The sequence below is a fragment of the Weizmannia sp. FSL K6-0777 genome, assembly GCF_038593185.1.
Taxonomy (GTDB): Bacteria; Bacillota; Bacilli; order Bacillales; family Bacillaceae_C; genus Weizmannia; species Weizmannia faecalis.
This window is the reverse complement of sequence record NZ_CP151971.1, coordinates 887,163-900,057: the sequence shown is the minus strand read 5'-3', so window position 1 is coordinate 900,057 and position 12,895 is coordinate 887,163. Positions and strand designations below refer to the sequence as shown.

10 protein-coding genes and 1 riboswitch are annotated in these 12,895 nt (G+C 46.7%); all 10 genes read right to left on the bottom strand.

What is annotated here, in order from left to right; translation table 11 throughout:
* Positions 1-465: 465 nt before the first annotated feature.
* On the bottom strand, positions 466-675 hold the full coding sequence (locus NST70_RS04020) for a hypothetical protein (protein WP_046721397.1): 210 nt from the start codon (positions 673-675) through the stop codon (positions 466-468).
* A 249-nt stretch (positions 676-924) separates the two neighbouring features.
* Entirely contained in the window at positions 925-2,361 is a 1,437-nt protein-coding gene (locus tag NST70_RS04015; protein ID WP_017551675.1) for a S41 family peptidase, read from the bottom strand.
* Between the two features lie 401 nt (positions 2,362-2,762).
* The gene (locus NST70_RS04010; protein ID WP_265115570.1) at positions 2,763-3,746 is read right to left on the bottom strand and encodes a homoserine dehydrogenase; all 984 of its coding nucleotides are present in this window, start codon (positions 3,744-3,746) and stop codon (positions 2,763-2,765) included.
* A 258-nt stretch (positions 3,747-4,004) separates the two neighbouring features.
* On the bottom strand, positions 4,005-5,303 hold the full coding sequence (locus NST70_RS04005; RefSeq protein WP_071451768.1) for an O-acetylhomoserine aminocarboxypropyltransferase/cysteine synthase family protein: 1,299 nt from the start codon (positions 5,301-5,303) through the stop codon (positions 4,005-4,007).
* Between the two features lie 103 nt (positions 5,304-5,406).
* A riboswitch (SAM riboswitch) is annotated at positions 5,407-5,514 on the bottom strand.
* A gap of 99 nt (positions 5,515-5,613) precedes the next feature.
* Positions 5,614-7,059, bottom strand: a complete 1,446-nt coding sequence (gene cls, locus NST70_RS04000; RefSeq protein ID WP_046721401.1) for a cardiolipin synthase — start codon at positions 7,057-7,059, stop codon at positions 5,614-5,616.
* A 228-nt stretch (positions 7,060-7,287) separates the two neighbouring features.
* Positions 7,288-8,631 (bottom strand): peptidoglycan DD-metalloendopeptidase family protein, encoded by a 1,344-nt coding sequence (locus tag NST70_RS03995; RefSeq protein WP_017551671.1) that lies wholly within the window; start codon positions 8,629-8,631, stop codon positions 7,288-7,290.
* A gap of 144 nt (positions 8,632-8,775) precedes the next feature.
* Positions 8,776-9,660, bottom strand: a complete 885-nt coding sequence (gene ftsX, locus NST70_RS03990) for a permease-like cell division protein FtsX (protein ID WP_014095867.1) — start codon at positions 9,658-9,660, stop codon at positions 8,776-8,778.
* Positions 9,650-10,336 (bottom strand): cell division ATP-binding protein FtsE, encoded by a 687-nt coding sequence (gene ftsE / locus NST70_RS03985; RefSeq protein ID WP_026684159.1) that lies wholly within the window; start codon positions 10,334-10,336, stop codon positions 9,650-9,652. The genes ftsX and ftsE overlap by 11 nt, the downstream gene beginning before the upstream one ends.
* Before the next feature lie 1,171 nt (positions 10,337-11,507).
* The gene (gene cccB, locus NST70_RS03980) at positions 11,508-11,828 is read right to left on the bottom strand and encodes a cytochrome c551 (protein ID WP_017551668.1); all 321 of its coding nucleotides are present in this window, start codon (positions 11,826-11,828) and stop codon (positions 11,508-11,510) included.
* 93 nt (positions 11,829-11,921) lie between these two features.
* Positions 11,922-12,785, bottom strand: coding sequence for a YitT family protein (locus tag NST70_RS03975; RefSeq protein ID WP_071451767.1), 864 nt, complete (start codon positions 12,783-12,785; stop codon positions 11,922-11,924).
* Positions 12,786-12,895 lie beyond the last annotated feature (110 nt).

The window sequence follows — 12,895 nt, the reverse complement described above, 5'->3', positions numbered from 1 at the left end:
CGAAATCCACTCGCTTTTCGTGGGCGGCCGGCGAGCCTCCTCGCTCGTGCCTCGCTGCGGGGATGGACTTCAAAGAGTTCCGGAGGACAGTTCAAAGGGGCATAACTAGACGCGCCCTATGTGAAGGAAGAGTCTCGTTTTTGCTTGCTTTCTTAACGTAGACGGACTCTATGTGAAGAAAGGCCTTCTTTTTCCCGCGCTTCCTTAACATAGGGCTTGCTAAATAAGTAAAATTCCTAGATTTGGCAAGGATGCTGACAGCTTTGGCAAAAATTTAAATACAAGGGGATTATAAAAATCCAAAGAAAAGCTTGCACTTGAAAACTGATTCAATGTATAGAAAAGACAGAATCGCATTTTCGAAGTTCTTCTAGAGCTTACTGACAAAGTGGGGACAAACGCAGAAGCGGATTCGTTCAGCAAGCCCTTATGCCATCCAACTGTCAAATAAGTATCCTACACAAATTAAGAGAATTGCAAAAAGGAAGTGGACCTTTTTTCGTTTATTCCTGTTCTTTCTAAAATAAGAATTATGACTGCTACCAATCCAATATATACTGCACTTGCTACAAAGTTACTTACATTCGCCAAAAAGAGCGTGGGATACTTTTGACAAAAACCAGCTGTAACACCAAAAACAAGTAACAATAAAGGAATTCTTAATTTCCAATACATCATTAACCCCTTTTTCAAAGGCATAGTTATCTTTTCTTTATTATATTACCGTCATAAGACAATGACCATAAGGATTTTTTCCAGACTCATAGATTTTCTGTCCAAACCGGCATCCACGTTTATTTTTCCGTTTTTTTACAATTGCGCTGGGAGTCGCAAAAAGTGGCAGTAAGACAGAGACATGAGAGTTAAGGGCAAAAAAAGCAAGTTGCTGCACGTTGGCTTGCAACCCGGTCCGCTAAAACGGTGTTACTTGCTGACAACCTTTAATGCGACTTGCAGCTGCAAATCGTTTTTTTCCGCGTGCGCCATTTTGTACAGCGATTTTTCCATTTCATCGGCCGTTTTTTGATTGATGCTGCCGGTTACCGGAAGGCCTTTGTCAAACTGGAACGCCTTGACGGCATTTTCCGTCTGGATATCGAAATAACCGTCTTCCCTTCCCGGTGAAAAACCAAGACTCTTTAGCATTTGCTGGGCGGTTTTGATTTGGGTGTTGTTCATATCCTTTTTCAAAATGTGTGCAATTTGCAAAGCCTGGGCATCAAAATAGTCCGGCTGTTTCACTTCAATCGTCGGGGCAATGCCTTTATGATGGATCCAATGGCCATCGGGCGTAAGCCATTTAAACATGGTGAGTTTGATGATGCTCTCATCTTCCATCGGCACCGCTTCCTGCACCGTCCCTTTGCCGAATGTCCGGACGCCAATTAACGGATAATTTTCCGTTTCATGAAGTGCTGCCGCCATTATTTCAGAAGCGCTCGCGCTGCCTTTATCGACGAGAACCGCAACCGGGTAAGCCTTCTTTTTCTTCAGTTTGGACACATACTGGACACGGTGCCCGCTCCGTTCCTCAATTTGCAAATACGGCTTGTTTCTTGTAACAAACTGCTTGAGAATCGCTTCAACACTGGAAAGAAGGCCGCCCGGATTTCCCCGTACATCAATAACAAGCCCTTCCATGCCGCGGTTTTCAAGTTTTTCGAGCTGCTGTGCAAAATCTGTTGCCGTATCTTTTGAAAACTGGGTAATGCCGATATAACCGATTTTTTTCCCGTTTGCCTTTTTCATTTTCGAGTAGACCGTGTCAAGCGGGATTTCATCACGTTTGACCGTCACTGTCATCTGTTTGCCGGATCCGGCCCTTGAAATACCCAGCTTCACATTGGAGCCTTTTTTTCCTCTGATTCGTGTTGTCACTTCGTATAAGTCCATGCCTGCCGTACTTTTTCCGTTAATTGTTGTAATCACGTCTTCCGGGCGCAGTCCCGCTTTTTCCGCCGGGGAGTTTCTATAAGGAGAAACAATCAGTATTTTTCCGTTTTTTTTGGTAATTTCGGCGCCGATGCCTTGAAAAGAGGAATCCAGCGTGTCATTGAATTGCGCGGCTGTCTCTTTGTCCATGTAGACGGAATACGGATCGTCCAATGTACTGACCATGCCTTTGATTGCGCCTTCCACGAGTGTTTTTTCGTCAACTTTCCGGACATAGGAACTTTTAATTAATTGGTATGCCTGGGCAATTTTTGTGAGATCCGGCATATTGCTTGTCCCACCGGTTGTTTCCTGGCGGGTGGGGGCTGCCTTGTCCTTTTGTGAAAACCATTGGCCTGCCGTATAGCCGCCGCCTGCACCGGCAAGCAGCGATCCCGAAATCGCAAGCGCCAGCCATTTTCGTTTCATGGTGATGCCCTCCTTGTACAAGAAGCGCCGCCAAAAGCGGGGTTCTTCATCTCGATAATTCAATATATGTACAAGCCGGGGGGCATATGCCGGGAAGCGGAAAAAGACGGCGAAAGTCCCGCACAAGGTGCAATACGGGCTACCGTGAAGCTAAAAAGGGCTCCGGTTTCTTTAGGGGATACGCGATCCCGCCATGTTCATGCGGTTCACGAAACGGCATGAACTGCGGATGGAGCCACCAACCACTGGATTCACAACAGGTAAAAAAAGAAGCCTCTTCCGCTAAGCCGGGAAAGCGAAAACGGAAGAAGCCGTAAAGAGGTTGAGGGGTTCTCCCCCCTCGCTAAAATGGTATCTTAGCATCGCAAAAAATATACGTTTCCTTATCCGGAAAAACCGGATCACGAAACGGCGTCCAATTGCAAAACGGGCCGGTAACCCGCCGCAAAGTCTTCAATCATGGCGCTTGCCGTCGGAAATTTCCCGGCACCCGGACCTGTAAGGGTAATTTTTCCGATCAGGCTGCCGTAAATCGTGACGGCATTGTTGACGCCTTCCACCGCATAAAGGGCGTGTTCGGGAGGGACGAGGACAGGCTTAACGGATGCTTTCAGCGTCCTGCCATCACGGTATATGTCCGCAATATGCTTATAACGGAGTCCCTTCCGATCCGCTCTTTCAATATCCGCAAGCGAGAGGCCGCCTATCCCTTCAACTTCTACTTTCTCCCAGTTCGGCTGGGTTCCGAATACGAGCCGGCTCAGGATCATCAACTTACAAAAGGCGTCCTGCCCTTTTACATCATTGCCCGGGTCAGCTTCTGCATAGCCGTGCTGCCTGGCGATTTCCAACGCTTCTTCAAATGGAAGATGTTTTTCACGCATTTCCGATAAAACAAAATTGGATGTGCCGTTTAAAATCGCCTGTACACGCTGGATGTCATTGACCTGAAGCTGCTGGGAAATCGTCCGAATCACAGGGATGCCGCCTGCGGTTGTCGCTTCGTAACCGACAAACACGCCTTTTTCTTTCGCTTTTTCAAGCAGCACATTCCCATATCGTGCAAACATGACTTTATTGGCAGTAATGACGTGGCAGCCTTTTTCAATCGCTTGTAAACAGTAGGAAAAGCCTGGTTCTTCCCCGACAATCGCTTCAAACACGACTTCAAGATCGGGAATAGCGAGAATTTCCCGGAAGTCCGTCGTGACGAGCACAGAACTGTCAATGTTCCGCTTTTTTCGGGGGTTTTTGATCAGAACCGCTGCAATCTCTACCTCGGCATGCAGCTTTTCTTTCAGCTGCTCGCGGTGGGTCCGGACCGCTTCGTACACGCCCTGGCCGACCGTTCCAAAGCCGAGCAGCGCTGCTTTAATCACCCTCATTTATCCAAAAACCTCCCTATATATAGCGTCTTTCGCCTCTGAAGCGTTTTGTTCATTTAAAACGGTCAAGCGGTCCGACAGTATTCGGTGCAGCCGGTATCCATAAGCTCCCGATCTGGATCAGGTATGCAGACCGTCCGGGCCGCAACATTGTTCAATGGGATCAGCCCAGAACGGTTTCGTATAAGTTTTCCGGATCGCCTGTTGGCATTCGCCATGGCGACCTTCGCACGAATCTGCCGGGCCTGCTCCCCGCTTTTACCGGGCTGTAACGGCTGTTGCTTTTGTAATGGCCTGATCCAGGTCAGCTGTCAAATCTTCAACGGCTTCGAGCCCGACAGACAGGCGGATTAAATCGCCTGTAACCCCTGATTTTTCCAGTTCTTCATCGCTCAGCTGCGAATGCGTAGTCGTTGCTGGGTGGATGATCAGCGATTTCGCGTCGCCGACATTCGCTACATGCGACCACAGCTTAATATTGTCGATCACGCGCCTTCCTGTTTCCCGGCCGCCTTTGACACCAAAGTTGACAATGGAGCCGTAGCCGCCGTTCAAATATTTTTGCGCCAGCTCATGGGACGGATGGTCTTCAAGTCCCGGATAATTGACCCATGCAACATCTGGATGGTTTTTCAGAAATTCCGCGACTTTCAATGCATTTTCGTTATGCCTTTCCACACGCAGATGCAGCGTTTCAAGCCCTTGCAGGAATAAAAAGGCGTTGTCCGGACTTAAAGTCGGCCCGAAGTCGCGCAAAAGCTGAACACGAAGTTTTGTGGCGAACGCAGCCTGTGCCGTGTCGACGCCGTAGCGCAAGCCGTGGTAGCTCGGATCCGGTTCACTAAAGTCCGGAAATTTGTCTGTGTTCCAGTCAAAACGCCCGCCGTCAACGGCAACACCGCCGATCGCCGTTCCGTGCCCGCCGATCCATTTTGTCGCCGAATGGACAACCACGTCCGCGCCCCATTTGATCGGATTCGCGCCATACGGAGAAGCAAACGTGTTGTCGACAATCAAAGGAATACCGTTTTCATGGGCCACTTCCGCCACTTTTTCCACGTCGAGCACCTGCAGGCTTGGGTTGCCGATAATTTCCGCGTACAATGCTTTTGTTTTCGGGGTGATCGCCTGGCGGAACGCTTCAGGGTCGGACCCATCCACAAACTTGACGTTAATGCCATATTTCGGCAATGTCACAGCAAACAAATTATAGGTGCCGCCGTAAAGATTGCTGGCAGATACGATGTCATCACCCGCACGCACGATGTTCAAAATGGAAAAGGCAATGGCCGATGCGCCGGATGATAAACCGACAGCCGCTGTTCCGCCTTCCAGTGCAGCAACACGTTTTTCAAAAACATCCACAGTCGGATTGCCGAGACGGGAATAAATGAAACCTTCTTTTGATAAATTGAAGACGCCCTCTGCATGTTCTGTATCCGGAAAAACGTAAGAAGTCGTCCGGTATACCGGTACGGCGCGCGATCCTGTCGCCGGGTCCGGTTCCTGGCCGCCGTGCAGCAATAAAGTTTCCGGTTGTAATGATGGTTGTGTCATTTTAAAGCCTCCTGATTTTTTAAAATTTTTCCGTGAAAGATGGAAGAGGAAGTGAAAAAACCCTCTTCGTAAGGGAAGAGGGTTACAATGTATGTAAGTTCCTCCCTTATCTTTCAGACGCATGTCTGTAGGAATTAGCACCTTTTCAGGCAAATGCCTGAAGGTTGCCGGGCTTCGCAGGGCCTAGTCCCTCCGCCGCTCTCGATAAGAGTTTCTTTTCATAATTCAATTTTGAATGACTTATTGTTTAAGATTATAGAAGACCAATGGCAAACCGTCAACCTTTTTTTGAAAAAATTTTCTTTTTCTTCTACAATATTGGCGACAATAGCCGGGAAATGGACTCTTTAAACCGCACATAAAGCGGCCGGTTCTGGTAATCATGGAGCGTTAATTCGGTTGATTCGGCCATATCGTCCCGGAAAACGCCGGCAAGTGTGCCGGAAAGCTCACGGTCGTACAGCAAGGCGTTCACTTCAAAATTGAGACGGAAACTGCGCACATCGATATTGGCCGTCCCAACGGAAGCAATTTTCCCGTCTACGACAATCATTTTCGCATGGATGAACCCTTTTTGATAAATGTACACTTTGACGCCCGTTTTTAACAGCTGGCCGATGTTGGAAAGCGTCGCCCAGTAGACAAACATATGATCCGGTTTATTTGGAATCATAATCCGAACATCCACTCCGGATAAGGCGGCAAGCGTCAGCGCATTCAGGAGGCTGTCATCCGGAATAAAATATGGTGTTTGTAAATAAATATATTTTTTGGCGGAATTGATCATTTTAATATAGCTGTTTTTAATCTGCTCCCATTCAGAATCGGGGCCGCTTGAGACGATTTGGATATCGGTTTCACCCTGCGATGGGATGACCGGGAAATAACGTTCTTCATCTCTTACATCGTGCGGTGACGCCTGATTCCAGTCCAAAATAAAGCGAGTCTGCATGGCATAAACAGCACTCCCTACAATCCGTAGATGCGTATCCCGCCAGTAACCGAATTTCTTATTCAGACCAAGATACTCATCCCCAACGTTAAAACCGCCGATATATCCGATCTGCCCATCAATAATCGCCAATTTCCGGTGATTCCTGAAATTGACGCGCAAATTGACGAGCGGGATCCGGGCAGGAAAAAAGGACGCCACTTCCCCACCAGCAACAACAAGCGGCCGGAAAAATTTGCGGCGGAACAGCATTCGCGACCCCATATCATCATAAAGCAGCCGCACCTTTACACCTTCTTTTGCTTTTTGCGACAGCAGTTCAATCAATTCCTGGCCGAGGCGGTCATTCCGGAAAATATAATATACAAGATGAATACTGTCTTTTGCATTCCGGATGTCTTCAAATAAAGCCTCGAATTTTTTCCTGCCATCTGTAAAGATATCGACGTGATTGTCCTGGGAAAGAATCGCCCCGTCATTCATCAGCAGCATATAAACGAGATCCTTGTACTGGATTGTCCGCTCATCATGAAACGGGAACCGGTTTTCGCGCAGCAGTTCAATTTGCTGCTGGGAAATTTCCTTAATGCCGATCTTCTCCTGTACCTTCCAGTCAAAAATTTTCCGGCGGCTTAAATTTTGCCCGAATACCAAATACAGGATAAAGCCGGCAATCGGCAGGAATAATAGCACCAAAAGCCATGCCCAAGTTGCGCCGACATCTCGCCGTTCCAGGAAAATAACGGTTCCCGCCAGAATAAAATTCAAAAGAAACAAGATAACCAGTAGTACCGTTATAATCATTGCGTTCTCCTTTTCGTACACCCTTTGTTCCTGCTTGAGGTTTGTTCCCGGCCGGTATCCGGGAACACGGTGAAGTGTTTTGGAATTGATATAGGATATGTTTGCGCAGCAAAAATAACAATTGTATCATACCATAATATTTGCGCCTTACCTATCGTACAGCACTTTCCCTGCCATTGCATGCAAAAAGAACCGCACCAATGGATACGGTTCTTTTTTTCGTCCTTATTAAAAGTTAACATAGTTTCTCGGGTTTTGGGCACCGGTATGTGGCGGTGGTGTCCAGCGGCCGTTATAAATTTCAAAGTGAAGATGCGGTCCTGTTGATTCCCCGGTATTTCCCATTGCTCCGATCTGCTGCCCTTTGCTGACGTGCTGCCCGGTGCTGACGCTGTACGAGCTCAAATGGGCATAAACGGTTGTGTACAACTTCCCGTTAATATAGTGGGTGATCATGACGCAATTCCCGTATGAAGAAGAGTGGTACGCCCTGAACACGACACCGTCGGCTGCAGCGACAACCGGTGTCCCGATGCTGTTGGCAATGTCAATGCCCGGATGGAACCCGCCGGAACGCCCGCCGAATTCAGATGAAATATATCCGGATGCCGGTCGCGTAAAGGACCCGGAAGATACTTGCGGAAGGGATCCGCCGGAATGGCTCCCGGAACTTGACTTGACCGATGCAGAGCGGGTTGTCCCTGCGTTTGATCCTGCTGATCCTGTTGATCCTGCATTCGTTTGTGCCTTTGCTGCTGCATCTGCTTTTGCTGCAGCCTTTCTTTCTTCCTCCGCTTGCTTTTTCGCAAACGCAATGGCTTTTTCAATGGAAGCTTTTTGGTCAGCCAGGATGCTCTTTTGTTCACTCAGCGACATTTTCTCTTCTTTAAGGCTGTCTTTTTGTTTTTCCAGCTTTTTGATTAATGCCGATTTCTCGCTCTCATCCTGTTTCAGACTGTCTTTTAATGATTGTAAATCAGACAGCATCGATTCCAAATCGGACAGTTTCTTTTCCACTGAAGCCTGTTTGTCCTTTAAATCCTGTTCATCTTTTTTCTGTTCTTCCAAAATTTGCCGGTCTGCTTCAACCAATGTCTTCACTGCTGAAAAGCGGTCAATAAAATCACCAACGCTTTTCGCTTCAAGAAAAACATCCAAATAATTGACCGAACCGCCGCCGTTTTTCTGCATGGCACGGGCGCGGTCTTTTAAAATAGCGTTCCGGTCTTCAATCCGCTTTTTGATTTCAGCGATATTTTTCTTCAAATCAGCAATCTGGTCTTTCGTTGTGCTGATATTCTGTTCCTGCTCGCTGATTTTTTTGTTCGCCGATTGAATTTTCGATTCAATGGCCTCAAGCTGGCCGCCGAGAGAAGCCTGCTTGTCTTGAATGTCGGAAATCTGGTTTTCTTTTTTGTTCATCTCTGATTCGACATTGGAAAGTTTACTCTCAATCTCGCTTTTTTTCTGCTGCAAATCGCCGGCCGCAGCAGCATTGGACTGGTAGCCAAGCATGCCGCCCAAGCTGAGCGTGAACACAACGGCAGCAGGCAGAATGGAACGCTTCTTCATCTTTTTCCCCCTCAAAGCAAAATGTTTTTGTTTTATGTATCCGGGGACGCAACGCCCCGTTTTTCCTGTGTTTTAAAATGAACAGAAAGGGTATAGAATAAAAAATCAGGCGGACGGGAGTGGAATGCATCCCGGCCGTTCCCGTTACACTTTCAAATAACGGCGGATCGACATCGAACTGCCCCAGATTCCAATGCAGACGCCAAGTACAAGCAGCAGGCCGTCTACGCCGTAAATGAACGGGCTGATATCAAGCATATGGATAATATTGTTTTGCAGCTTCGGCTCTACGATTTTATAAACAGAGTAATAGCCGAAGGAAATCAGCACAATCGGCAGAATGGACCCCAGGATTCCGAGCCAGAGCCCTTCGAGAAGAAACGGCCAGCGGATAAACCAGTTTGTCGCCCCTACCAGTTTCATAATCTCGATTTCTTTTCTTCTGGCAAAAATCGTAATTTTAATCGTATTTGAGATAAGGAACATCGCCGTAAGCAGCAGGGCAATGATTAACACAAGCCCGACATTGCGGCAGATACTTAAAACATGGAACAGCTTTTCCACTTTTCCTTTACCATAAATGACGGATTCGACATGGTCCATTTTTTGAATTTGCGCCGCAACTTTTGGCGTGTCCGTCGGCTGCTTTGTTTTGACAATAAATACGTCATACAATGGGTTGTCCTGCTGGAACAGTTTAAAGTCATCACCCATTCTTTTAATCAATTCTTTTAGTTCCTGTTGTTTAGAAGAAAACTTGACGGAATTGACGGCATTCAGACTCTCAATCTCGCTTTCCAGTTTTTCCCTGTCGGCAGCCTTCGCCGCTAAGTCGATATGGACGCGAATTTCCACGTCGTTTTCAATATCGGAAGCAAATTTATTCATGTTCAGGATGATCACGAAAAATACGCCGACAAGAAGCAGGGTAATCGTTACGGCACTTGCCGATGCAAACATCATCCAGCCATTCCGGCCAAGGCTTTTAAAACTTTCCCGGAAGTGGCGTTTAAGCGTATTAATCTTCATAACCGTAACCTCCCAGCTGCTCATCGCGCACCACTTTCCCGCCTTCAATGGCAATGACGCGGTGCTTGTTTGTGTTTACAATATCACGGTTATGGGTAGCCATGACAACCGTTGTCCCGGTTACGTTGATGTCTTCGAGGATTTTCATAATGTCCCATGAAGTTTCCGGGTCGAGGTTTCCTGTCGGCTCGTCGGCAATGACCACTTTCGGCATGTTGACGATGGAACGCGCGATGGAAACCCGCTGCTGTTCACCGCCGGACAACTCAGAAGGCAGCATTCTTGCTTTATTTTTCAACCCGACCTGGTCGAGTACTTCCATGACGCGGCTCCGGATATAAGAAGGTTCCTGCTCGATCACTTCGAGAGCAAACGCGATATTTTCATATACAGTCAATGTCGGTAGCAGCTTAAAATCCTGGAATACGACACCGATCTGCCGTCGGAAATAAGGGATTCGTTTGTCCCGGAGTTTTGAAAGATTGATGCCGTTTACAGTGACGGTCCCTGCTGTCGGCTTTTCTTCGCGGTAAATCAGTTTGACGAGCGTGGACTTACCCGCGCCGCTCGGGCCAACGATATAAACAAATTCGCCCTGGTTGATTTTTATATTTAACCCGCTCACAGCCATGACGCCGTTCGGGTACTTTTTATAGACGTCCTTTAATTCTATCATTTCCTCACCTAGCTTTTTTTCAATGTAACGTGCCGGAATGAAAAATGTGTCAACGGCACCGGCAAAAAACGCCAATTTTTGCATTCCCTGCACACCCGTCCCTGTAAAAGAGCCGTACAGGATGATTTGCTGTAAGAAAAGGCTGTGTGAAAACCTTTCCGCATAAAATTTGACTTTTTTCTCTTTTCAACGCGCGAGAATTCGCATAATTGCTCGAAATTCGCACATTTATTATTATAGCATCCCTACCCTTGAGCGACATTACAGTTTTGTTTCAAATTTTCTAATGGGGGTGAACATTTTTTTGAGGATCGCTTCGCATTTTGGAACTTTTTAAGCCTTGTCTGAAACTATAAATGAATACCGTTGACACTTCCCCATCATTCTCCCTCCCTCGACAAAAAATAGGGATTCCCGTCGTATGGGAATCCCTATTTTCATTCACTGTGTCCTCGCATTCACTTTTTCGAAAAAAACCCGGTAATAAAAGAAATTACGCTTACAACACAGTCCGCCACTAAAAATGTCCCTATTCATCTATTTCCATTATATCCTTGACCTGTAATGTTAGTTGGTACGAAGATCATAATAATGCCTGAACCTAACCACTACTAATCAATTGTAATATAGATAGCATGGTTACAAATGATTCCTTTATATCATAAGCATTCTCATTTTGGCAGTGCCATATATACTGATATTGCCAAAAAAATGAACCCGACTACAAGTTCAATCCCAAATCTGGCTGTCTTGTTTTTCCTGTACTTAAAGCTGTTCACAAGAAGAACAATTCCGACAACAAAGCAAAAAAGCATGACCCAAAACCCCATGATTTTTCTCCCCCATTCTTCCATAAAGATCCATTATCTCTTTGGCTTCCCGTTTTTGTAAACCCATCTCCGTATGGTTAGAAGTAGTACAAAGGTACAAACGAATAACAGAAACATGATGTGAATTTATTTCCTGTATTACAACCTATTGGAAATTTTTTTACATTATAACACATGACTTTTATATTTGTAAACGTTTAATTTTATTTTTTTCGTTTTTTTCAAAAAGGTCGCGTAACGCTCGCCTTTTTATCCCTTACTGAGCCGGTATTTTTGCAGTTGCTGTAGAAAAAACTTTCCACCTTTACCAAAAAACGGGCCGGTTTTCCGGTCCGTTTTTGTCATTTTTTCTTGGAAAGCCATTTCGCGACTTTTTGGGCATCGTCTCCCTTTAAAAGCCCTTTTGGCATGTCTCCTTTTCCGTTTTCAATGACATTTAAAATCTGTTTTTCGCTGAGCTTAGAACCGATATGCTGCAAATTCGGCCCGACATTTCCTTGCAATTGATCGCCATGGCAGGCAGAACATTTTTGGTCTACCAGTTTTTCGGCATCGCCGCCACTTGCCGTGTTTTTCCCGCCGTCTGACGATGGAGATCCGTTCCCGCAGGCGGAAAGTCCAGCTGCAAGCAGAACCGCCGCCAAAGCTGCGCGCCATTTCATACGAAGCCCTCCCTCCTGTGCACATTCTTCTTCCATTATACCGAATGTCCGCCTAGGTAGGGAAAGAAATACGAAAAACGCGTAAACCGGCGGCTACGGCATGTTAAAACCTTCGCCCAGCACTTCGGCGGCATCCATCACAACAACAAATGCCTTCCCGTCAATGGTTTTAACAAGGTTTCTTAACTTAATAAATTCAGACTGATCGACGACACACATGAGAATCGGTTTTTCATGGTCGGTAAATCCGCCATATGCATGGAGCCTTGTAACCCCCCGGTCGATCTGGAACAAAATCTCTTTCCGGATATCCTCGTGTTTGTCAGAAATGATCAGTACATTTTTCGAACGGTTCAGGCCGACCTGGACGAGGTCAATGGTCTTGCTTGTGACAAACAGCCCGATGATTGCATACAAACCCTTTTCAATATCAAAAACGGCAGCTGCTGACAGGACAACAAGCCCGTCAATGCCAAGTACACATTTCCCGAGTGAGATGCCGGTAAATTTATGGATAATTTGCGCGGCCAGATCGGTTCCGCCGGTTGAAGCCCTGCCAAGAAACACAATCCCGAGCCCAGCCCCGACGCCGATTCCGCCAAAAAGTGCGGCCAGCAATGCGTCATGCGTCCACGGCTGCCAATCTTCCGTTAAAAAAACAACAAACGGCAAAAACACGGTGCCAACAAGTGTTTTAATGCCAAATTGGTAACCTAAAAAAATGAGGCCGGCAATAAATAGCGGAATGTTGAGCCCCCATTGCACGTAAGCCGGCTTCCATCCGAACAATCCGTGCAAAATCGTGCTGATCCCGCTGACGCCGCCGGACGCAATATTATTTGGAAGCAGGAAAACATTAAATGTAATGGCAACGATCGCTGATCCAGCAAGGATATAAATGTATTCTTTCAGCATCGTCCAGTATTTGTTCTCCGGCTTTCTCCTTTTCTTTGCCATTTCCCTCCCCCTTTTCATAAAAAAACGGATGCCACACACCAATATACAGGACCGCTTGTTTCGCACCCCTCTATATTTTCTGGCATTGTGGCATCCGGCCTGTCATGCGT

Excerpts from the sequence above, each read along its gene's own strand:
- NST70_RS04020 (WP_046721397.1), bottom strand. The coding sequence starts at position 675 with ATGTATTGGAAATTAAGAATTCCTTTATTGTTACTTGTTTTTGGTGTT.
- NST70_RS04015 (WP_017551675.1), bottom strand. The coding sequence starts at position 2,361 with ATGAAACGAAAATGGCTGGCGCTTGCGATTTCGGGATCGCTGCTTGCC.
- NST70_RS04010 (WP_265115570.1), bottom strand. The coding sequence starts at position 3,746 with ATGAGGGTGATTAAAGCAGCGCTGCTCGGCTTTGGAACGGTCGGCCAG.
- NST70_RS04005 (WP_071451768.1), bottom strand. The coding sequence starts at position 5,303 with ATGACACAACCATCATTACAACCGGAAACTTTATTGCTGCACGGCGGC.
- cls (WP_046721401.1), bottom strand. The coding sequence starts at position 7,059 with ATGATTATAACGGTACTACTGGTTATCTTGTTTCTTTTGAATTTTATT.
- NST70_RS03995 (WP_017551671.1), bottom strand. The coding sequence starts at position 8,631 with ATGAAGAAGCGTTCCATTCTGCCTGCTGCCGTTGTGTTCACGCTCAGC.
- ftsX (WP_014095867.1), bottom strand. The coding sequence starts at position 9,660 with ATGAAGATTAATACGCTTAAACGCCACTTCCGGGAAAGTTTTAAAAGC.
- ftsE (WP_026684159.1), bottom strand. The coding sequence starts at position 10,336 with ATGATAGAATTAAAGGACGTCTATAAAAAGTACCCGAACGGCGTCATG.
- cccB (WP_017551668.1), bottom strand. The coding sequence starts at position 11,828 with ATGAAATGGCGCGCAGCTTTGGCGGCGGTTCTGCTTGCAGCTGGACTT.
- NST70_RS03975 (WP_071451767.1), bottom strand. The coding sequence starts at position 12,785 with ATGGCAAAGAAAAGGAGAAAGCCGGAGAACAAATACTGGACGATGCTG.